Raw genomic sequence first — 21,602 nt, 5'->3', positions numbered from 1 at the left:
AATTTTAATGTTCTTTTGTATAGTTAATGTTAATAATGCTTCTAAGATATAAAATCAAAATAACTAAGCAAAATTTTATTGTTTATTATTCTAGGTGTTTTCACCTCTAATAATTTTGCTTTATCAGATTCATTGTAAAAATCTTCTAAATGTTGCTTTAACGTTTGTTCGTCCTCAGCCAACTTATAATCAACACCATACATAGTACACAAATTAGAAATTTCTAAATTATGAGCGGTTTCAAAATATGTTTTATAATTTTCTGTTTCTTCTTGCCCTGGTAGAATCCTAAAAATACCTCCACCACTATTATTTATTACAATTATTCTAAAATTAGGTTTTATATAATTGTTCCAAAGTGCATTGCTATCATACAAAAAGCTTAAATCTCCTGTAACCAGTAACGTTGGCTTTTTGTTATAGATTGATGCACCTACGGCTGTAGACGTACAACCATCTATACCACTAGTTCCTCTATTACAATATACCTTTAGCGTATTTTTTAAAGGAAATAACTGCGCATACCTTACCGTAGAGCTATTAGATAAATGTACTTGGTACCCATCTGGTATGCTTGGTAATATGTTTGAAAAAGCTAGCATATCAGAAAACTCAATAGTCTTTAAGTAAGCATTACGTTTTTCTTCATAATTCTCTTTTACTTTAGACCATTTAGCAAAGTACGTACTATCTACAAACTTTGTCTTATCTAAAAAAGTATTAAAAAACGTATTTGTGTCTACTTTAAAGTGATGAGACAAACTAAAGAATGTATTGTATGCCTTTTTACCATCTATATGCCAATGGTGTTTAGGCTTATAATTGCGTAAAAAATGTTTTATTTTTTTTGATACTACTAACCCACCAAAGGTTAACAATACATCTGGTCTTAGTGCAGAAAATAACTCTTCTTTATTCTCAGATTTTTCAATAGGAGCTAAAATGCTATCTATACTATTAAAAAATGTTGGATGGTGTATGTTAGATGTTGTTTCTGTAAATACAATTACAGATTCATCTTCTGCCAATTCATCTAAAAACTGCTGTTCTACTACATTTGGCTTATTAACACCTACTAAAATCATTTTTCTAGTAGACGTATTCCATATAGAAGCAAAATCATCTAACCTAGAGCAGGCTTTTGGCATAACATCTTCTTCTTCCTTTACTGTAGGATATACACAACTATGCTCCTCTGTATTATACAAAGGCTCCTCTAAGGGCACATTAATATGTACTGGAGCAAACTCCTGCATAGCATAATCTATAGCATTTTCTAACTCAACGCCATTGTACACATTAATATTTTTTTGTTGCTCTTCTATTGTTTTTTTAGAGGATAATATAGACTGTCCAAATTTCTCAACTGTTTCAGTAGCATGGGAAACATCTTGCTTTAAATTGGCTTGGTAACCAATATGGTTTTTAAAAGCATCCTCTTGCCGTATTGTTTGTCCGTCTCCTATGTCTATTCTATAACTTGGCCTATCTGCAGAAATTACAAGTAAAGGAATATCACTATAATAAGCCTCTGCTACTGCTGGGTAATAGTTAAGCATAGCACTACCAGAAGTACACACTACAGCTACAATTTTACCCGTATTTTGTGCAATACCTAGTGCAAAAAAAGCAGCACAACGCTCATCTACTACACTATAACACTTAAAATACGGATCTTCTGTAAACCCAATAGTTAATGGTGCATTTCTAGAACCTGGTGATATTACAATATCTTTAACCCCTTTAGCCTTACAATGCAGTATTACAGATTGGGCAGTAGGTATGCTAGAGTATCTCAAATTATAAGAATATTTATTAGTAATTTAATTATGCAAAAGTACATCCTAAAGCATAGTTTACCCAATTATTTTAAAATAATACGCAACATAGTACCACTTTTAGCAACAGTTTCTTCCCATTCCTTTTCTGGGTTAGACCCAATGGTAATACCACCACCTACGTATACTTTAACGGCGTCATTAGTAAGTTCTGCACAGCGTAGATTAACGTATAAATTACTAACCTTAGTTATAGCTGAATATGCTCTGTTTTCTATATTTCGCTTTGTTTTTGCCCTATATTGCTCTTTACTAAAGTTTAGTTCTCCTAAAAAACCAGTATAAAAACTTCTTTTATAACTTTCGTTTTCTAATATAAAGTCTTTAGCTTTTTGCTTAGGCAAACCACAAGTAGCTGGCGTAGGATGTAGTGCTTCTAAAATATCTTTTAAATTGTTTTGCATTACTCCCGTTATTTTGGTGCGTAAATGCCATAATTTGCCTGCTCTTACAGATGCTACTTCTGTAGCTTTTAAATTAGTTACTTTATCTGCCAGTTCTTTTTTAATAAACTGCGTAACAACATCCTGCTCATTATATTCTTTTTCTCCCCAAACTGGCTCCTGTCCTTTTTTATATACTTGAGTACCTGCTAAAGACGAAGTCTCTAAACGCTGGTTATTTGTTTTTAGCAATACTTCTGGTGTTGCCCCCAACCACATTCCTACTTTAGGATGATACCACAAATAACAAAACGCAGTATTATAAGTAGCCAATAACTCTTTAAATAACTGTAAAGGCTCTTTTTTACTTGGTTCTTTTATACTGCGAGACAAAACAACTTTTGTTAACAATCCTTCTGAAATTGCAGCTACGCCACTTTTTACAAGTGCAATATGTGCTTCTTTTTCTTTTTGGGTTGATGAAATAACTACATCACCATCTACAGTAGAAGTTGTTTGTTCTTCTACAATGTAGTTTGATGTTATAACAGTTGTGTTAGGTATTATGATTGATGCCGCAGTACTATCAAACGGAGCAAATACAAAACCAGACTCCTGATAGTCTTTTACGTGGTGTAATACAGTATCTTGCTGTAAAACAGCTGTAACTACAGCTTCATTTGGTTTTCTGTAAACTACAAAAGGCTTTTGGTTATTAAGCTGCGCTTGTAATTGCTCAAAAAAATGATTCATTTAATTACTTTTTTCTTGGTAAAGAAATAGTTGTTAACTTACATAAAGATACCAATTCTTCAGCATCATTAGTAACTCTAATTTCCCATAGCTGCGTAGTTCTTCCTCTATGTATAATACTAGCTTTAGCATACACATTACCATCCTTAACGCTCTTAACGTGGTTTGCAGTAATTTCTAAACCACGTACAAAATATTCTTTTCCATCTAAAAAAATATAAGACGCTGCACTACCAACACTTTCTGCTAATGCTGCTGTTGCTCCGCCATGTAAAATACCATCTGGTTGATATACCTTTGGTGTTACTGGCATTTTAGCAACTAAAAAATTCTCACCAACTTCTACATACTCTATATCTAATGTTTCCATTAGCGTATTCTTAGAGTTTTCATTACAAATACGTAGTATTTTTTCTTGAAATTCGTTCATCTTCTATTTTTTTGTAAAAATAACCAATCCAAATACAACAAAAGCCATAACTTTAAATTTTGATTTTTATACCTATACAAACAATAGTTTATGCAGCTTACAGAAAAAGAAGTAACTTATACTACAACTAACTCTTACGCTACTCTTAATACCTTAACCAAGGATACTAAAAACGTATGGCTTGTATGTCACGGAATTGGTTATTTAAGTAAATATTTTCTACGTTACTTTAAAGAACTTAATACCAAAGAAAATTACATAATTGCACCACAAGCACCATCTAAATATTACTTAAACAATAAGTTTACCCATATTGGCGCAAGTTGGCTTACTAGAGAAAATACCGTTGCAGAAACAAAAAATATTATAACATATTTAAACACCGTTTACAAAACAGAAAACATCCCTGAACATACTAATTTTATAGTATTAGGGTATTCCCAAGGAGTATCTGTTGTTACAAGATGGTTAGCTCAGGAAAAAATTAAATGCAACCACTTTGTGTTATATGCTGGTACTGTGCCAAAAGAACTCTCTAAAGAAGACTTTACTTACCTAAGTGATAATAAAACAAAAACTACTTATATAGTGGGTGATGAAGATGCTTATTTTGATGATGATCGCAAGCAGTTAGAAAAAATAAGAATTAAAAACATTATAGACCCTAACACCAACTTTATAACTTTTAAGGGGGTACACGAAGTAAAAAAAGAAATAATAAATTCTTTAGTAGAATGATACATACTATAAACAACTTAGAGGACAACACCGTACAACTAATACCTTTACAACAAAAACACATAAGCTTGCTATGGCCTACTGCACAACAAGTAGATTTGTATAAATATGGTTCTAATGATGTATCTACCATAGAAAAATTAACCAATTATATAACTACAGCATTAGAGGCTGAAAATGCAATTGCCTTTCTTATTTTTGATAAAAGAACCTCAGCATATATTGGTTCTACGCGTTTTGGCAACATTGACTATAAAAATAAAGTTTTAGATATTGGGTGGACGTGGATTTCACCTGCTACGCAAGGAACAGGACTAAATCATAAAATGAAATACCTAATGCTTTCCTATGCTTTTGAAAAATTGAACTTTGAAAAAGTAGAGTTTCGTATAGATGAAAGAAATATAAAATCTAGAAAAGCTGTTGAAAAACTTGGAGCTTCTCTTGAAGGTATTTTAAGAAAAAATGTAATCACAAAAGATAATTTTAGACGTAGCTCTTGCTGTTATGGTATTTTAAAAGAAGAATGGCCTACTATTAAACAAAAGTATTTTAACAAATAAAACTATTTCTTAATCTCCTCTTCTACTGCTTGCAACTCTTCTGGGTAATACTCTATCTTACGTGTAGTATACGTATTGTCTGGTGATATTACCTGTTTAATCCAGTTTCCATTATCACCGTCAAACTGGTGCATATAGGTTATTTCTTTAGTTGTTTTAACTTTTGTTACTGTTATCTTATCTATAACTAGTTCTTCTGGCTTGTAGGTGTAAGTTTCTTTTTTATCAAAAACAAATTTAGACTCTGTAGCATCTGGTACAAAGTAATCTTTATAAATAATAGTACCATTTTCTTTACTAACTACTTCCTCTGCCTTTAAAGGTTTGCCATCTAAGAATTGCTTGGTTAAAACCGTTTTTATTTTTTCGTTTTTTGTATTTGTCTTGTATGATTCTCTAACAGATTTTAAAATTTTTCCGTTTAAGTAGAATGCTTGTTCCTTTTCGTTATCTCTAGTAGTGTACCTTATTGTGGTTTCATCTACCTCTTCATTATTAATACGCTTAATTACTATTAATTTATCATCAGCATCAAACTCATACTCATACTGGTCTAAAAACTTTTTACTGTATGTAAGTATCTTCTCTGTAATATGTTTGTTGTTGGTAGTATCAATTTTAAAAATATGAGCTATAGATGTGCTTTTATCAAAAACACCATCTCTATAGTTCTCTAGACGTTTTTCTAAAATCTCGTTGTTCTTGTACCTGTAGTATGTTATACTGTAATCTTGGTCTGTATAACGTGTAATAGACTTATTTAACTTTCCATCCTTATTAAAGTAAAATTCCTCTTTACCGTACTTAGTAATTACGGTACTCTTTTTAACATTGCCAACTAAATTAAAATCTGCTTTTGTAAAAATACGTAACTCTTGTGCGCCTATAGAAAAAGGCAATAGAAAAATAGCTAATAAGTAAAGATGGTGTTTGGTTAACGTCATACTCCAAAATTAGGTTATTTATTAGTTATAAAAAATTAAATAGAAGGTAAAACATTACTTTTAATTACTAAAAAACCCACTAAAAATTAATTTAGTGGGTTTTTATATGGTAAGTTAAAAATGTTACTTTACTTCTTCAAAGTCTACATCTTCTACATCATCACCTTCTTTTGCTTCTGCACCAGCATCTGGTCCTGGAGCTGCACCGCCTTGAGCTTCTGCTTGGGCTTTGTACATTTCTTCAGAAGCACCTTTCCAAGCTTCATTAATTTTATCTAAAGCCGGAGTAATAACTGCTAAGTCTTTAGTTTCGTAAGCTTTTTTCAATTCTTCTAAAGCTTCTTCTACTGGTTTCTTATTGTTATCAGAGATTTTATCTCCAAACTCTTTTAATTGCTTTTCCGTTTGGAAAATCATTCCGTCTGCTTCATTTAATTTATCAGCAGTTTCTTTAGCTTTCTTATCTGCTTCTGCATTAGCTTCAGCTTCAGCTTTCATTTTCTTGATTTCTTCTTCAGTTAAACCAGAAGAAGCTTCAATTCTAATGTCTTGCGTCTTGTTAGTCGCTTTATCTGTAGCAGATACTTTAATAATACCGTTAGCATCAATATCAAAAGTTACTTCAATTTGTGGAGTACCTCTCTGTGCTGGTGGAATACCATCTAAATGAAAACGACCTATTGTCTTGTTATCATTAGCCATTGGGCGCTCACCTTGTAAAACGTGTATTTCTACAGATGGCTGATTGTCTGCTGCCGTAGAGAATACTTGAGACTTTTTAGTTGGTATTGTAGTGTTAGCTTCAATTAACTTAGTCATTACACTACCCATAGTTTCTATACCTAAAGATAATGGTGTAACATCTAATAATAATACATCTTTAACATCACCAGTTAATACACCACCTTGTATAGCTGCACCTACTGCAACAACCTCATCTGGGTTAACACCTTTTGATGGTTTTTTACCAAAGAATTTCTCAACAGCTTCTACTACTGCAGGAATACGTGTAGAACCACCTACTAAAATAATCTCATCAATATCACTCTTAGATAAACCTGCAGATTTTAATGCAGACTCACAAGGAGCTATTGTTCTTTTTACTAAATCATCAATTAACTGATTAAATTTAGCTAACGTTAACGTACGTACCAAGTGCTTAGGACCAGAAGCCGTAGCTGTTACGTATGGTAAATTAATTTCTGTTTGTGCAGAAGAAGACAATTCAATTTTAGCTTTTTCAGCAGCTTCACGTAAACGTTGTAATGCCATAGCATCTTCACGTAAGTCTATGCTTTCTTCGCTTTTAAATTCATCAGCTAACCAATCAATAATTTTTTGGTCAACATCATCACCACCTAAGTGTGTATCTCCGTCTGTAGATAATACTTCAAAAACACCATCACCTAATTCTAATATAGATACATCATGTGTACCACCACCAAAATCAAATACTACTATTTTCTGGTCAGTATCTTTTTTATCCATACCGTATGCTAAAGAAGCAGCAGTAGGTTCGTTAATAATACGCTCTACTGTTAAACCAGCAATTTCACCAGCTTCTTTTGTAGCTTGTCTTTGCGCATCATTAAAGTATGCAGGAACTGTAATTACAGCTCTAGAAACATCTTGTCCTAAGTAATCCTCTGCTGTTTTCTTCATTTTCTGAAGAATCATTGCAGATAATTCTTGTGGAGAATATAAACGACCATCTATATCAACTCTAGGTGTATCGTTATCTCCCTTTACTACGTTATAAGGTACTCTATCTGCTTCTTTATTAGACTCAGAGTATTTGTTACCCATAAAACGTTTAATAGAATATATGGTTTTAGTAGGATTTGTAACCGCTTGCCTTTTAGCAGGGTCACCAACCTTAATTTCTCCACCTTCTACAAATGCAATCACAGATGGTGTTGTTCTTTTACCCTCTGCATTTGGAATCACAACCGCTTCATTTCCTTCCATTACAGAAACACAAGAATTGGTTGTTCCTAAATCTATACCAATAATTTTACTCATATTATATTACTTAAATAATTAGCGTTTATATTTTTTAATTTTGATAATACAATGACAAACAATATGCCAAGCAAACAAAATATGACAAGGTGGCAGTACACATTTTTCATTTTATTTTAATACTTTTATTTTGGCTGATGACACACAACCACTATAAATAAACAAATACCACAAAAAGGTTTAATATATGATTCCAAAATGTATATTTGTCCGCAGTAATAAAACGTTTTCGTAAATGGAATGTATCAGTGTTTTTGATATGCTTAAAATTGGTGTGGGACCATCTAGTTCGCACACACTTGGACCTTGGAGAGCTGCAGAGCGTTTTCTGCAAGAACTACAAGAGATTCACTCTATAAATAGTGTTAAAACTATACACACAGAATTGTATGGTTCTTTATCCTTAACTGGTAAAGGTCACGCAACAGATTTAGCCGTAATGCTAGGCCTTTCTGGTGAAGACCCCGTAAATATGCAAGTGCAGAATATAGGGACTATTATAAATACTATAAAAGAAACCAGCAAATTATTGCTTCTTGGCAAATATGCCATTACATATAATATTACAGAACATATTGTTTTTTTAAAAACATCTTTGCCATTTCATGCAAATGGTATTAAATTTTCTGCCACTTTGGACAATGGTAGTACTTATGAAGACACTTTTTACTCTATTGGTGGTGGTTTTGTTGTAAAAGAAGAAAGAGTACACGCCAAAGAAAACATACAAGTATTTAAAACTTTTCCGCATCCAGTAAATTCTGGTGTTGCTTTATTAGAGCATTGTAAAGCTGGTAACAAAACAATATCTGAAATTGTTTTAGAGAACGAGCTATCATTACGTACACCGGAACAAGTAGATACCGATTTAAAAGCTGTTTGGGAGACAATGTTAGAGTGTATGCATATTGGCTGCCATACTCAAGGTACTTTACCTGGCGGATTAAATGTACGTAGACGTGCTTTTGATATGCACGAAAAACTTAAAGGAGAACTACCTTATAACTCTCCTGAAGAATGGCTACAAACCATACGTAAAACCGAAGTTAAGTTTAGACAAATATTAAAATGGGTTAGTTGTTTTGCATTAAGTGTAAATGAAGTTAACGCATCTCTTGGCCGTGTTGTTACTGCACCAACTAATGGTAGCGCTGGTGTTATACCTGCGGTATTAATGTATTATATGGTAATAGAAAATCACGAAGCAGATTTTAATCACATTAAAAAGTTTTTACTAGTTGCTGGTGAAATTGGTAGTTTATTTAAAAAAGGAGCTACTATTTCTGCTGCTATGGGCGGTTGCCAAGCAGAAATTGGAGTGTCATCTGCAATGGCAGCTGGTGCTTTAACCGAATTACTTGGTGGTACCCCAGAACAGGTTTTAATGGCCGCAGAAATTGCTATGGAACACCATTTAGGCTTAACTTGTGACCCTATTGGTGGTTTGGTACAAGTACCGTGTATAGAACGTAACTCTATGGGAGCTATTAAAGCTATAAATGCTGCAGAATTAGCATTAGATTCTGACCCTGCAAACGCTAAGGTCCCAATAGACAAGGTAATTAACACTATGTGGGAAACCGCAAAGGATATGAATTCTAAATACAAAGAAACATCTACAGGCGGTTTAGCTGTTGGTGTATTTTTAAGTGATTGTTAAATAATAAATTAAAAATTGATTGTTATGAAAACTACAATACAACGCAAGATAAACAGTGTATCTAAATTTTTATTTTTTTTAGTATCTGTAGTCGGAATTGCGCAAACTGAAAAAACCGTCCCCGTATTTAAAGATGGTGAAGCACAAATTGTAGAAGGTTTTAGCAATCCTGATAAATGGATAAGACACGATTTATTTGTAGAGACTACTTTTGATACTGATGGCGATGGCAAATTAGATCGCATGCACGTTAGCGTTACTAGACCAGAGCAAACTTCTACTGAAGATTTAAAACTACCAGTTATATTGTGCTCTAGTCCGTATTACGCAGGCACAGCTACTGGCGCTGAAGAAGGTTTATTTTGGAATGTAAAGCATGAACTTGGAGAAAAAGCACCAGAACGTTCTCACCCAGAAGTAAAACGTAGAGGACAACGCCCAATAATATCTAACTCACATATACAAAAATGGGTTCCTAGAGGATATATAGTTGTACATACATCTGCTCCTGGAACAGGTTTTTCTCAAGGTGCGCCAACAGTTGGTGGCCCAAATGAAGCTCTTGCCCCAAAAGCAGTTATAGATTGGCTTTGCGGACGTGCTAAAGGCTACGCATCTCCAGATAATAGCGAAGAGGTTAAAGCTTTTTGGTCTACTGGTAAAGTAGGTATGACAGGAACATCATACAATGGGACAATTCCGCTTGCTGCTGCAACTACTGGTGTAGCTGGTTTAGAGGCTATAATACCTATTGCGCCAAACACATCATCATACCACTATTATCGTTCTAATGGTTTGGTTAGAAGTCCTGGAGGTTACTTGGGTGAAGACATAGATGTTTTGTATGATTTTATACACAGTGGAGCCCCTGAAAAACGTGCTTACAATAATAAAACCATTAGAGACACAGAGCTTAGAAATGGTATGGATAGGGAAACTGGAGATTTTAATGATTTTTGGGCTGGTAGAGACTACCTAAATAAAATGGCTCCTATGAAAGCTGCTTTATTAATGTCTCATGGCTTTAACGACTGGAATGTTATACCAGAACATAGCTACCGTATTTATAAAGCTGCCACAGAAAAAGGCTTGCCTACGCAAATATACTACCACCAAAACGGACACGGCGGACCACCACCAATAAAAATAATGAACCGTTGGTTTACACGTTATTTACACGGTGTAAAAAATGGTGTAGAAAATGACAAAAAAGCGTGGATTGTTCGTGAACATGATACTCAAGACAACCCTACTCCCTATGATGCATACCCTAATCATAATGCTTCTGACATTACTCTGTATTTAAAAAACGGAGCTCCTACGCAAGGAAAATTAGTTTTAGAGCCTACAAAAAAGCAAGCTCCAGAAACTTTAATAGATGACCATAACATTGCTATGGAAGATTTAGCACAAGCTGCTTCATCAAAAAACAGGTTAGTATTTACTACACCTACACTAACAAATGATGTTCATATTTCCGGATTAGCATCTATTACCATAAAACTTGCAAGTAGTAAACCTGCTGCAAACTTATCTGTAGCTTTAGTTTCTTTACCTTGGAACACAACTGAAGGTGCTGTTATTACAGATAATATTATTACTCGTGCTTGGGCAGATCCTCAAAATCACAAATCTATTTCTGAGAGCAAGCCTTTAAAACCTGGTAAATTTTATACTATGACATTTAATTTTCAGCCAGATGACCAAATAATAAAAGCAGGACAGCAGATAGGATTAGTTGTGTTTTCTAGCGATAATCAATTTACTATTTTACCTAAACCTGGAACAGAATTATCTGTAGACACTAATAACACAAAAATTACTTTACCAATTGTAGGCGGACAAGAAGCATACAAAAAAGCGGTAAACTAATAACAACTATGGAAGATAGAAATTCGCTTACATTTAAAGGTTTTTTAAAAGTAATGTCTGTTATGCACATTGCTTTTTCTGGCGGACTAATACTATTTACAGCAATATTATATTTTCAGCAAGAAAAATGGACATATAGTATTCCTGTAAGTAGTATACATATTGTAATTACTCCTCTTGTTGCCATTACAGGCATTTTTTTAGGTAATTACATTTTTAAAAAGAAAATTGAACCCGTTTTAGGAAAAAAATCTTTAAAACAGAAACTAGAGGTTTATCAATCTGCATTATTAACCAAATATGCTTTTATAGAAGGTGCTGCCTTTATTAGTTTGCTTTTTGCTTTATACAACAGTAATTTATTTTACTTATTTATTACTATCGCTGTTATTATTTACTTTTTATTTTTAAGGCCAACAAAAGGTAAAATAGAAAAACAACTACAACTTAAAGGAGAACAAAAGGAACAGTTTAAAAGAGAAAATGATGTAATAACTTAACATTAATTACACCCTTTTTTACGTCTTGTATCTATTAGATAAATAATTTTCCACTTACCATTATTCTTAAATAATTGAAAAGAATTTACACCACAGTGACTAAATTTTCCATTTAACCAAAATTCATACTCTGTCCAAGCATTTGCCATATCTCCATCTACCTTGATACTGTAAGAAATTAGCTTTTCTCTAAAATTTACTTCTTTAGGTATGCTTACAATGTTTTTTATAAAATCTGAATAATTCTCTGTTTTCACAACTGTATTACCATCTTTATCTACCCCTATAGTTTGTAATATAACAGTGCTAGTAGTTAGCGCTTTTAATTGCACAGAATCTTGCTTATGAAAAGCATCAAAAAACAAGTTTATTGTATTTTTAACATCAACTTCATTAGCTTGTGCAGATACAAAAACGCTAAATAAGATTGTAAATACGAGTAAAATATTTTTCATCATATTAATTTTTATCAATTTATAAAAAATATATCACATTCTTAAGTTTGATAAACGCCATAATTCTTAATCTTTTTTCATAATTTTAGACCATCTAAACTAAATAAACTTACAATGTCAGTTGCCAAAAAAGAATACAAGAGAGTTACTGTAAAGTCGCTCATAGATATGAAAAAAAACGGAGAACGTATCTCTATGCTTACTGCTTATGATTACTCTATGGCTAAGATTATAGACGATGCCAATGTAGATGTAATTTTGGTTGGTGATTCTGCTAGTAATGTAATGGCTGGTCATGAGACTACATTACCTATTACTCTAGACCAGATGATTTACCACGCATCTTCAGTAATACGAGCTATAAACAGATGTTTGGTTGTTGTGGACATTCCTTTTGGTAGTTACCAAAGTGACCCTAAAGAGGCTCTACGTTCTGCAATACGTATTATGAAGGAAAGTGGCGCACACGCTATAAAAGTAGAAGGTGGTATAGAAATTAAAGATTCTGTAAAACGTATACTCAATGCCGGAATACCTGTTATGGGGCATTTAGGATTAACGCCACAATCTATCTATAAATTTGGTACTTATACCGTAAGAGCTAAAGAAGAGGCTGAAGCTAAAAAACTTAAAGAAGATGCCTTATTGTTGCAAAAATTAGGATGCTTTGCTATTGTTTTAGAAAAAATACCTGCTAACCTTGCCAAGGAAGTAGCTGCAAGCTTAACAATACCAGTTATTGGTATTGGTGCTGGTGGTGATGTAGACGGACAAGTATTGGTTATACACGATCTTTTAGGTATGACAAAGGAATTTAACCCTCGCTTTTTAAGACGTTATATGAACTTATATGAAGAAATGGGTTCTGCTATTTCGCAATACGTAGATGACGTAAAAACTAAGGATTTCCCTAATGAAGAGGAACAATACTAAGTAGTTAATACAAATTATCAATAGCTCTTTTTAGAATATATTTTAAATGAAAACCGTTTCTACTCCTCAAAATCTTCAGGTATTATATGAAGACAATCACCTTATTGCTATTAATAAACGTGTTGGTGATATAGTACAAGGAGACAAAACTGGTGATGCTCCTTTAAGCGATATTGTAAAAGCTTATATTAAAGAAAAATATAACAAACCAGGCAATGTATATCTTGGTGTAGCGCATAGATTAGACAGGCCAACTACTGGTATTGTAGTCTTTGCAAAAACATCTAAGGCACTACCTCGTTTAAACAAGCTTTTTGCAGAAAAAGATGCTAAAAAAACTTATTGGGCTGTTGTTAAACAGCAGCCTAAAAAGCAAAAAGATACACTTGTAAATTGGCTTAAAAGAAATACAAAACAAAATAAATCTTACGCCAATATAAAGGAAGTTCCAGATAGTAAAAAAGCAATTTTAGATTACTCAATTCTTAAAAAGCTAGACAATTATTACCTATTAGAAATAAATTTACAAACCGGAAGACACCATCAAATTAGATCTCAATTATCTGGTATTGGTTGTCCCATTAAAGGCGATTTAAAATACGGATTTAACCGCAGTAATTCTGATGGAGGTATACATCTACACGCTCGTAAATTATCTTTTACTCACCCAGTTAAAAAGGAGCCATTAGAAATTATAGCTCCTTTACCTAAAGATCCTATTTGGGATGCTTGCTCTTAGTTTACCTTGTTAATTTTTTAGCTTTTTCGCGTACAATTTCACCAACAGGTTTATTGTATAAATGACTCTCTAACCAAGAGATAATATCTAAATATAAAAAGGCTCTTTTCTCGTATGGATGATTCTCATACTTTTTTAACTCGGTATGCAATTTTTTAAACTCGTTACGCAAATCTGTTGGGTAAATGTCTCGTAAGTTTCTTAAAAACTTTATCATCTCCTTTTGTACAGCGTGCATATCATTCATCTTAATTAAGAATTTATAAGTACTTTTTAACTGTACCTCTAAATGGTAATCCATACCTGCTTCATAATGTGCAACCAGACTTAAAACACGAGAAAAACACATAAGATCTTCTCTCATTTTTAAGTTTTTATTATTTATAATTTTCTTTAAATACTGTATACATAATTTATTATCACCAACACCAAAATACAAACAAGCACACTTGTAATAAAGCAACATTATATGATGCTCATCTATACGGTCTTTATGCTTATTAATACCATATTCTACAATACGTACCAAGTATAAACCTTTTTCAAAAGTACCTTCTAAAAAGTGCTGATTTAGTTTGTTAGAATTTAAATACAAGAAAGCCAGCGAAGAAATATTATCATTTTTAGGAAAACTTTTACTCTCTATCATTGCTTCCATTTTTGTTAATGTAGCTTTAAATTGAGTACTATACTTTACGTAAAATAAAGATTCTAGTAAATAATGGTTTCCTTTTAAAAAGAATACTGGATTTAAGTAAATCATATCCTTATTTTCATAAAAAAGATCTACCCATTTATTAGCGTATTTGTAACAAGATAAAAAATCCTGTATTAAAAAACTATACCATAAATATGCCTTGTATAACCATAGTTTTTCTCTAAAACCTAAATCTTCAATATTGTAAATTGGCAAATGATCATTAAAGTAGGTTTTTACTTTTTTTAAGTCTTCATCACTACGTACATACCCTACTTTTAACATCATACCATACAACTGCAAAGACAAGTTGCTAAGTTTACTTGTCATTACATTATGCGCAGACAACTCTTTAGCTTGTACAGCCAACTCATTAGCCCTGTCAGGAATACTACGCGTTATATATTGAGTTTCAATTACTTTTTCTAACTCTACTATTTCATAAGCTATATTTTTTTCCTCGTTTTCTATAGCTATACCTTTTACTTTATCTAAAAGTTTTAAACTCTGTTTATATAATCCCTTTTGATATAAAATAGTAGCAAAATCTAACTGCTCTCTAATTTGAACACGGATATTTTGATTAACTGGATTTAATCTAAGACTAACAAGAATTTGCTTATATAGGTGTGCTTTTAAGTTAGATAGCTGTGCTTTTTTCACAATACCACTATCTAAAATAACTTTTTCGCTATAGGTTTTTGCTTTATCTAAAAGATTAAAAAGAGATAAAAACTTGGCATCTGTATTAACCCCTAAGCGTCCTACATACAATTTAAACTGTCGCTTTTCTGACTTAGAAAGTGACTTTACCAATACAAACAAGGCATCTTTATGAGGAGTTGTCATCGTAAAAAAATGAATTTAAATAACTGATTATCAATTAATTAATATTTCAAAAAAGCACTTAAACGTTGTAAATGTTTTTTTGCTGATTCAATATTAATAATAAAGGACTATATATTCGTATAGCAGCCCAAAATTAAATAAAATAAAATGAGTAAAGATAAAGTTCAAATATTTGACACCACACTAAGAGACGGAGAGCAAGTCCCAGGATGTAAGTTAGACGCTAAGCAAAAGCTAATAATAGCAGAGCGTTTAGACTTATTAGGGGTAGATGTAATAGAAGCTGGTTTCCCAATATCTAGCCCAGGAGATTTTAATTCTGTAATGGAAATATCTAAATTAGTTAAAAATGCAACAGTTTGTGGTTTAACTAGAGCTGTAAAAAAAGATATAGAAGTTGCTGCAGAGGCTGTAAAATACGCTAAAAGACCAAGAATACATACTGGTATTGGAACATCTGACTCGCACATAAAGCACAAATTTAATTCTAACAAGGATCAAATTATAGAAAGAGCTGTGGCTGCTGTAAAATACGCAAAAACATTTGTTGAAGATGTAGAGTTTTATGCAGAAGATGCAGGTAGAACAGACAATGAATTTTTAGCAAGAGTATGCACAGAGGTTGTAAAAGCTGGTGCAACTGTATTAAATATACCAGATACAACTGGATATTGTTTACCTGAAGAATACGGTGCTAAAATGAAATACTTATATGAAAATGTAGAAGGCATTCACAAAGCAATTTTATCTTGTCACTGTCACAACGATTTAGGTTTAGCAACTGCAAACTCTATTGCTGGTGTTATGAATGGCGCAAGACAAATAGAATGTACTATTAACGGTATTGGAGAACGCGCTGGTAACACTTCATTAGAAGAAGTAGTTATGATATTAAGGCAGCATCCAAACCTTAATTTAGATACAGATATTAATAGCAAACTACTTTATGATACTAGTTTAATGGTATCTAGTAAAATGGGAATGCCAGTGCAACCAAACAAAGCAATTGTTGGCGCAAATGCATTTGCACATAGTTCTGGCATACACCAAGACGGCGTAATTAAAAACAGAGAGACTTACGAAATTATAGACCCAGCAGATGTTGGCGTTAACGAATCTTCGATAGTACTTACTGCACGTAGCGGTAGAGCCGCTTTAGCTTACAGAGCTAAAAATATTGGTTACGAACTTACTAAAACACAATTAGATGTGGTTTACACAGAGTTTTTAAATTTTGCTGATAGAAAAAAAGAAGTAGTAGATGAAGACATACATGAAATAATAAGTGTCTGTAACATACAAATAGAAACAACCGTATAATATGAATTTAAAAATAGCTCTTCTTGGCGGTGATGGTATAGGACCAGAGGTTCTTGCACAAGCTGTTAAATGTCTACAATCTGTAGAAACTACATTTAACCACCATTTCACCTTTTCCCCTGCCTTAGTTGGCGCTACTGCTATAGACCAAACTGGCAATCCGTTGCCAGATGAAACCTTAGAAATCTGTAGAAACTCAGATGCTGTTTTATTTGGTGCTATTGGCGCTCCTAAATATGATAATGATCCTAATGCTAAAGTACGCCCAGAACAAGGTTTACTTAAACTTAGGAAAGAGTTAGGCTTGTTTAGTAATGTTAGGCCTGTACATGTGTACCAGAGCCTAATAGACAGATCACCGCTAAAAAAGGAAATTATTTCTGGAGTAGACTTTACCATTTACAGAGAATTAACTGGTGGTATCTATTTTGGAGAAAAAAAATTAAACGAAAAAGGAACAGTTGCATCTGACCTTTGTGAGTATTCTGAAAAAGAAATAAGCAGAATTGCTCATTTAGCATTTAAAGCGGCTAAAAACAGAAGAAAAAAAGTAACACTTGTAGATAAAGCAAATGTATTAGAGTCTTCTAGATTATGGCGTAAAGTAGTTACTAGAATAGGTGAAAGTTATCCTGAAATAGAATTAGACTTTTTATTTGTTGATAATGCTGCTATGCAAATGATATTAAATCCATCACAGTTTGATGTTATTTTAACTAACAATATGTTTGGCGATATTATTTCTGATGAAGCTAGCGTTATAACTGGTTCTATTGGTTTACTTGCCTCTGCATCTGTAGGTGCAGAAAATGCAATGTTTGAGCCTATACACGGTTCTTTTCCTCAGGCAACGGGCTTGGATATTGCCAATCCAATTGCCGCTATATTATCTGCCGCAATGTTACTAGAACATCACGGTTTAAATGAAGAAGCACAAGCCATACAAATGGCTGTAGAAAATGCTATTATTAATAATGTTGTTACATCAGATCTAAATCCAGATAGCACATTAGGAACAGATTATGTTGGCGATTATATTGCTAACAGCATTGTAGATACAGATGAATATTTACACTTAAACAACGAAAACATAGGCTTAGGAAAATCTACTATTATTTAGTAGATTTTTCCTTTAATAAGCTATTTATTGTTTGCGTAAAATCGGTTTTAAATTCTGTGTATTTTTCTCCTGTAGCAGGCCCATCAAACCCTGTGTGTATTTTACGCACATTACCACTTCTATCAATTAGTATTGTTGTTGGGTAAGACAAAATATGATTTAACATTGGTAATTTCTGTTGTGCCTTTTGCTTGCTAGAATTACCATATTGCGCCAATAAAATAGGATACTCTACTCCTATTTTTTCTTTTAAACGCTTTATTTTATTAAAAGCACTTTCTTTTGTTTTAGCATATTCAAAAGCTAATGAAATTATTTTTAAATCTTCATTTTTATTGTCTTTTAAAAACTGAGTTAAAAACTTTGTTTCATCTAAACAATTAGGACACCAAGTACCCATAATTTGTACTATTACCACTTTATTTTGATAAACCTTATCACTTAAAGAAACAGTCTTGTTATTTACATCAGGAAAAGAAAAATCTAACTTTTTGTAACCTTCATTTAAATAGGTAAGTGTGGTATCTGCAGGCAGCTCATAACTTTCATTTCTTTTTGCTAAAAAAGGTTCTTTAAAATGATTACCAGAATAAAAAGTTCCTTCTAAAACCGAATCTGTTAATTTACCAGTAAACAAAAACGCATGTGCACCATCAAAAGTAGAAAGTTTTAAAGAGTCGCCATCTACAACCCCCTCTAAATACCTATAATCACCCGTAGTGGTTCTAAAAGTACCTGTTACTTTAGTATTATTCTGTTTAAAAACACCTTTAGCAATGTAACTATCTTCTGTTTCTGGACTAAAAATAGTCTCCCAAACTCCACTAACATTTTTATTTGGAGTTTTATCCACTTTAAATCGTTCTACATCATTATTAAAAACAGCTTTAAACGGCACTACCCTATCTAAACTTTCTTTAATAAAACTTCCACTAATTTCTGTAGCTGTAAATTTTCCTTTTAAATACCCTTCAAAAACCGGCATTTTAATCGTTATAGAATCGTTTTTTATACTAATTTCATCTACATCTATTACTTCCTCTGCATTAAAAACTTGTATTGCAATTACATTTTTATCGTTATAATTTAATGCAAAAATAAAGGGTAGCACCTCATTATCTTGCACTTGCAGTTGAGCCAACCATTTACCTTCTTTTAATTTTTCTGTTTTAGGTGTTGAACAAGAATAAACAAAAAATAAAACAATAGTTAACAGCCCTAATTTCTTCATAATAAAGTGGTTTTTGTAAAAATCGTAATATAAACTAAAAGCTTACAATAAAAAATGGAAAATGGTTTAAATATGTGTTGAATGTCTTTACGCATTGTCCTATCTTTGGGGCTTTAAATTTTTAGAATGAAAATATCTTACAACTGGTTAAAACAGTTTTTACATATTGATTGGGAAGCTGATAAAACGGCAGAATTATTAACAGATTTAGGTTTAGAAGTAGAAGGCATTTCTGAATTTGAAAGTGTTAAAGGTGGACTAAAAGGTATTGTGGTTGGGCACGTATTAACATGCGTAAAACACCCTAACGCAGATAAACTAAAATTAACTACTGTAGATATAGGCGCAGATGCTCCTGTACAAATAGTTTGTGGCGCTCCTAATGTAGACAAAGGACAAAAAGTACCCGTTGCTACTATTGGCACTACCCTTTACACAGAAGAGGGTGAAGCTTGGAAAATTAAAAAGGGAAAAATACGTGGTGAAGAAAGCCACGGAATGATTTGTGCTGAAGACGAACTTGGTTTAGGCAAAGGTCATGATGGTATTATGGTTTTAGCAGAAGACTTAAAACCTGGAACTCCTTGTGCTGAAATTTTTGAAATAGAATTAGATACCGTTTTTGAAATTGGTTTAACACCAAACCGTGCAGATGCAATGAGCCACTTTGGTGTTGCAAGAGATTTAAGAGCCGGATTAATTCAGCAAGAGATTAAAAAAGAATTAATTACACCTCCTGTAACAAATTTTAATGTTGAAAATAGATCATTAAAAGTTGCTGTAGATGTTTTAGATAAAGATTTAGCACCTAGATATTGCGGTGTAACCATAAGTAACTTAGAAGTTAAAGATTCTCCTGATTGGTTAAAAAACAGGTTACGATCAATAGGGTTAACTCCTAAAAACAACGTTGTAGATGCTACCAACTATGTACTACATGAGTTAGGACAGCCATTACACGCTTTTGATGCTAATAAAGTTAAAGGTCACAAAATAGAAGTTAAGACTGTTGCTGCTGGCACAAAATTTACAACTTTAGATGATGTAGAAAGAGAACTACATGAAGAAGATCTAATGATATGTGATGAAGAAAAACCACTGTGTATAGCTGGTATTTTTGGAGGCAAAGACTCTGGCGTAACAGAAAATACTACTGCTATATTTTTAGAAAGTGCTTATTTTAATCCTGTTTCTGTACGTAAAAGTGCCAAAAGACACGGTTTAAATACTGATGCTTCTTTTAGATTTGAAAGAGGTATAGACATACAAAATGTAGAATATGCATTACGCAGAGCAGCTTCATTAATTAAAGAAATTGCTGGTGGTGATATTACATCAGACATTGTAGATCTTTATCCTAAAAAAGTTGAAGATCACGAAGTATTTTTAACTTACGAAAAAATTAACAAGTTAATTGGACAAAACATACCAGGAGAAACTATAAAATCTATTTTAACATCTTTGGATATTAAAGTAAAAAATGTTTCTGAATCTGGAATGGGACTTGCCATACCTTTTTACCGTGTAGATGTACAAAGACAAGTAGATGTTATTGAGGAAATTCTTAGAGTTTATGGTTATAACAACATTAACTTTACAACAAAACTTAATGCATCTATAGCTTCTAAATCTAGGTTTGAAGATTATAAGTTACAAAACGTAATTGGAAACCAATTGGCTAGTCAAGGTTTTTATGAAATTATGGCAAATAGCTTAACAACTATAGACTATAATAAACACTCTGAAAACTTAAAGGATGACAACTCTGTTGTTATGCTAAACCCTCTTAGCTCTGACTTGTCTGCATTAAGACAATCTATGCTATTTAGCGGCTTAGAAGCAATATCACACAACATAAACAGAAAAAACTTAAACTTAAAGTTTTTTGAATTTGGAAAAACGTACCATAAATTTTTAGACAAAAGAATAGAAAATAAGCATTTATCTTTATTCTTAACAGGCAAACAGGAAGATGACAACTGGTATGCTACACAAAACAAATCAGATTTCTTTTACCTAAAATCTTATATAGAAACTGTTTTTAGTAAACTTGGAATACTTAAAACAAATTCTTCTCCTGTTGAAAACGATATTTTCCAAGAAGGTTTAGTATTAAAATCTAAAAAAATTACTCTTGTAGAGTTTGGTGTTATTAAACCATCTATTACATCAGATTTTGATATAAAACAAGAAGTATTATTTGCAGATTTTAACTGGGATAATATTATAAAGTTAGCAGCAGAAAATACAGTTGTATTTAAAGAAATTAGCAAATACCCTACTGTAAAAAGAGATTTTGCTTTATTGCTAGATACAAAAGTTAACTTTAAAGATCTTTATGATATAGCTTTTGAAACAGAAAAGAAGTATTTAAAAGAAGTTAATTTATTTGATGTGTACACAGGAGATAAACTTCCTGAAGGTAAAAAATCTTATGCGGTAAGTTTTACCCTGTCTGACGATAAAGACACATTAAAAGACAAGCAAATAGATAAAATTATGTCTAAGCTTAGAAACAACTACGAGAAAAAGTTAGGAGCAGAATTAAGATAGTA

18 protein-coding genes are annotated in these 21,602 nt (G+C 32.5%); 10 read left to right on the top strand and 8 right to left on the bottom strand.

Translation table 11 applies throughout. The features are described from left to right. Positions 1 to 41 precede the first annotated feature (41 nt). The 3 genes from menD to Q4487_RS01380 form a co-directional block, all read right to left on the bottom strand. Positions 42 to 1,799 carry a 2-succinyl-5-enolpyruvyl-6-hydroxy-3-cyclohexene-1-carboxylic-acid synthase gene (gene menD, locus Q4487_RS01390; RefSeq protein ID WP_303542581.1) on the bottom strand — a complete coding sequence of 586 codons (1,758 nt, stop codon included), beginning with the start codon at positions 1,797 to 1,799 and terminating at the stop codon, positions 42 to 44. A 65-nt stretch (positions 1,800 to 1,864) separates the two neighbouring features. Beyond that, positions 1,865 to 2,974 carry a chorismate-binding protein gene (locus Q4487_RS01385; protein ID WP_303542579.1) on the bottom strand — a complete coding sequence of 370 codons (1,110 nt, stop codon included), beginning with the start codon at positions 2,972 to 2,974 and terminating at the stop codon, positions 1,865 to 1,867. A 4-nt stretch (positions 2,975 to 2,978) separates the two neighbouring features. Continuing rightward, on the bottom strand, positions 2,979 to 3,404 hold the full coding sequence (locus tag Q4487_RS01380; RefSeq protein ID WP_100896194.1) for a PaaI family thioesterase: 426 nt from the start codon (positions 3,402 to 3,404) through the stop codon (positions 2,979 to 2,981). Positions 3,405 to 3,494: 90 nt separating this feature from the next. Here Q4487_RS01380 and Q4487_RS01375 point away from each other — a divergent pair, with 90 nt between their 5' ends. Together Q4487_RS01375 and Q4487_RS01370 are read left to right on the top strand one after the other, a co-directional pair. After that, positions 3,495 to 4,142, top strand: a complete 648-nt coding sequence (locus Q4487_RS01375) for an alpha/beta hydrolase (protein ID WP_100896195.1) — start codon at positions 3,495 to 3,497, stop codon at positions 4,140 to 4,142. After that, on the top strand, positions 4,139 to 4,705 hold the full coding sequence (locus Q4487_RS01370; RefSeq protein ID WP_303542578.1) for a GNAT family N-acetyltransferase: 567 nt from the start codon (positions 4,139 to 4,141) through the stop codon (positions 4,703 to 4,705). The genes Q4487_RS01375 and Q4487_RS01370 overlap by 4 nt, the downstream gene beginning before the upstream one ends. A gap of 2 nt (positions 4,706 to 4,707) precedes the next feature. On the opposite strand, the gene Q4487_RS01365 is transcribed toward Q4487_RS01370, so the two are convergent. Together Q4487_RS01365 and dnaK are read right to left on the bottom strand one after the other, a co-directional pair. Then, positions 4,708 to 5,649 (bottom strand): hypothetical protein, encoded by a 942-nt coding sequence (locus tag Q4487_RS01365; protein ID WP_303542576.1) that lies wholly within the window; start codon positions 5,647 to 5,649, stop codon positions 4,708 to 4,710. A gap of 123 nt (positions 5,650 to 5,772) precedes the next feature. After that, entirely contained in the window at positions 5,773 to 7,671 is a 1,899-nt protein-coding gene (dnaK, locus tag Q4487_RS01360; protein ID WP_100896198.1) for a molecular chaperone DnaK, read from the bottom strand. A 235-nt stretch (positions 7,672 to 7,906) separates the two neighbouring features. On the opposite strand from dnaK, the gene Q4487_RS01355 reads away from it, so the two are divergent. The 3 genes from Q4487_RS01355 to Q4487_RS01345 are packed head-to-tail and all read left to right on the top strand — an operon-like array spanning position 7,907 to position 11,703. Further along, the gene (locus tag Q4487_RS01355) at positions 7,907 to 9,331 is read left to right on the top strand and encodes an L-serine ammonia-lyase (RefSeq protein ID WP_303542572.1); all 1,425 of its coding nucleotides are present in this window, start codon (positions 7,907 to 7,909) and stop codon (positions 9,329 to 9,331) included. Between the two features lie 24 nt (positions 9,332 to 9,355). Further along, positions 9,356 to 11,203 carry a Xaa-Pro dipeptidyl-peptidase gene (locus Q4487_RS01350; protein WP_303542570.1) on the top strand — a complete coding sequence of 616 codons (1,848 nt, stop codon included), beginning with the start codon at positions 9,356 to 9,358 and terminating at the stop codon, positions 11,201 to 11,203. Between the two features lie 8 nt (positions 11,204 to 11,211). Further along, positions 11,212 to 11,703 (top strand): hypothetical protein, encoded by a 492-nt coding sequence (locus Q4487_RS01345; protein WP_100896201.1) that lies wholly within the window; start codon positions 11,212 to 11,214, stop codon positions 11,701 to 11,703. Between the two features lie 2 nt (positions 11,704 to 11,705). On the opposite strand, the gene Q4487_RS01340 is transcribed toward Q4487_RS01345, so the two are convergent. Further along, positions 11,706 to 12,161 carry a nuclear transport factor 2 family protein gene (locus Q4487_RS01340; RefSeq protein ID WP_336622661.1) on the bottom strand — a complete coding sequence of 152 codons (456 nt, stop codon included), beginning with the start codon at positions 12,159 to 12,161 and terminating at the stop codon, positions 11,706 to 11,708. 111 nt (positions 12,162 to 12,272) lie between these two features. On the opposite strand from Q4487_RS01340, the gene panB reads away from it, so the two are divergent. Continuing rightward, positions 12,273 to 13,091, top strand: a complete 819-nt coding sequence (gene panB / locus Q4487_RS01335; RefSeq protein WP_100896203.1) for a 3-methyl-2-oxobutanoate hydroxymethyltransferase — start codon at positions 12,273 to 12,275, stop codon at positions 13,089 to 13,091. 46 nt (positions 13,092 to 13,137) lie between these two features. Continuing rightward, positions 13,138 to 13,830 carry an RluA family pseudouridine synthase gene (locus Q4487_RS01330; protein ID WP_303542568.1) on the top strand — a complete coding sequence of 231 codons (693 nt, stop codon included), beginning with the start codon at positions 13,138 to 13,140 and terminating at the stop codon, positions 13,828 to 13,830. A gap of 1 nt (position 13,831) precedes the next feature. Here Q4487_RS01330 and Q4487_RS01325 read toward each other — a convergent pair whose 3' ends face one another. Next, complete coding sequence (locus Q4487_RS01325) at positions 13,832 to 15,376, bottom strand: hypothetical protein (protein ID WP_100896205.1); 1,545 nt, start codon at positions 15,374 to 15,376, stop codon at positions 13,832 to 13,834. A gap of 147 nt (positions 15,377 to 15,523) precedes the next feature. On the opposite strand from Q4487_RS01325, the gene Q4487_RS01320 reads away from it, so the two are divergent. Both Q4487_RS01320 and leuB read left to right on the top strand, forming a co-directional pair. Then, a complete protein-coding gene (locus tag Q4487_RS01320; RefSeq protein ID WP_100896206.1) occupies positions 15,524 to 16,696 on the top strand; it encodes a 2-isopropylmalate synthase in 1,173 nt (390 codons plus the stop codon). Position 16,697: 1 nt separating this feature from the next. Then, positions 16,698 to 17,816, top strand: coding sequence for a 3-isopropylmalate dehydrogenase (gene leuB, locus Q4487_RS01315; RefSeq protein ID WP_100896207.1), 1,119 nt, complete (start codon positions 16,698 to 16,700; stop codon positions 17,814 to 17,816). Here leuB and Q4487_RS01310 read toward each other — a convergent pair. After that, the gene (locus tag Q4487_RS01310; RefSeq protein ID WP_303542564.1) at positions 17,809 to 19,047 is read right to left on the bottom strand and encodes a peroxiredoxin; all 1,239 of its coding nucleotides are present in this window, start codon (positions 19,045 to 19,047) and stop codon (positions 17,809 to 17,811) included. The genes leuB and Q4487_RS01310 overlap by 8 nt on opposite strands. Before the next feature lie 126 nt (positions 19,048 to 19,173). Between Q4487_RS01310 and pheT the strand changes: the two genes are divergently transcribed. Beyond that, complete coding sequence (gene pheT, locus Q4487_RS01305; protein WP_303542562.1) at positions 19,174 to 21,600, top strand: phenylalanine--tRNA ligase subunit beta; 2,427 nt, start codon at positions 19,174 to 19,176, stop codon at positions 21,598 to 21,600. Positions 21,601 to 21,602 lie beyond the last annotated feature (2 nt).

Source organism: Cellulophaga sp. 3_MG-2023 (genome assembly GCF_030546975.1).
GTDB lineage: Bacteria > Bacteroidota > Bacteroidia > Flavobacteriales > Flavobacteriaceae > Cellulophaga.
Note: the sequence above shows the minus strand (reverse complement) of the source record. Positions and strands in the feature narration are given on the sequence as shown.

Coding starts and splice junctions, on each gene's coding strand:
- Q4487_RS01385 (WP_303542579.1), bottom strand. CDS start 2,974: ATGAATCATTTTTTTGAGCAATTACAAGCGCAGCTTAATAACCAAAAG.
- Q4487_RS01380 (WP_100896194.1), bottom strand. CDS start 3,404: ATGAACGAATTTCAAGAAAAAATACTACGTATTTGTAATGAAAACTCT.
- Q4487_RS01375 (WP_100896195.1), top strand. CDS start 3,495: ATGCAGCTTACAGAAAAAGAAGTAACTTATACTACAACTAACTCTTAC.
- Q4487_RS01370 (WP_303542578.1), top strand. CDS start 4,139: ATGATACATACTATAAACAACTTAGAGGACAACACCGTACAACTAATA.
- Q4487_RS01365 (WP_303542576.1), bottom strand. CDS start 5,649: ATGACGTTAACCAAACACCATCTTTACTTATTAGCTATTTTTCTATTG.
- dnaK (WP_100896198.1), bottom strand. CDS start 7,671: ATGAGTAAAATTATTGGTATAGATTTAGGAACAACCAATTCTTGTGTT.
- Q4487_RS01355 (WP_303542572.1), top strand. CDS start 7,907: ATGGAATGTATCAGTGTTTTTGATATGCTTAAAATTGGTGTGGGACCA.
- Q4487_RS01350 (WP_303542570.1), top strand. CDS start 9,356: ATGAAAACTACAATACAACGCAAGATAAACAGTGTATCTAAATTTTTA.
- Q4487_RS01345 (WP_100896201.1), top strand. CDS start 11,212: ATGGAAGATAGAAATTCGCTTACATTTAAAGGTTTTTTAAAAGTAATG.
- Q4487_RS01340 (WP_336622661.1), bottom strand. CDS start 12,161: ATGATGAAAAATATTTTACTCGTATTTACAATCTTATTTAGCGTTTTT.
- panB (WP_100896203.1), top strand. CDS start 12,273: ATGTCAGTTGCCAAAAAAGAATACAAGAGAGTTACTGTAAAGTCGCTC.
- Q4487_RS01330 (WP_303542568.1), top strand. CDS start 13,138: ATGAAAACCGTTTCTACTCCTCAAAATCTTCAGGTATTATATGAAGAC.
- Q4487_RS01325 (WP_100896205.1), bottom strand. CDS start 15,376: ATGACAACTCCTCATAAAGATGCCTTGTTTGTATTGGTAAAGTCACTT.
- Q4487_RS01320 (WP_100896206.1), top strand. CDS start 15,524: ATGAGTAAAGATAAAGTTCAAATATTTGACACCACACTAAGAGACGGA.
- leuB (WP_100896207.1), top strand. CDS start 16,698: ATGAATTTAAAAATAGCTCTTCTTGGCGGTGATGGTATAGGACCAGAG.
- Q4487_RS01310 (WP_303542564.1), bottom strand. CDS start 19,047: ATGAAGAAATTAGGGCTGTTAACTATTGTTTTATTTTTTGTTTATTCT.
- pheT (WP_303542562.1), top strand. CDS start 19,174: ATGAAAATATCTTACAACTGGTTAAAACAGTTTTTACATATTGATTGG.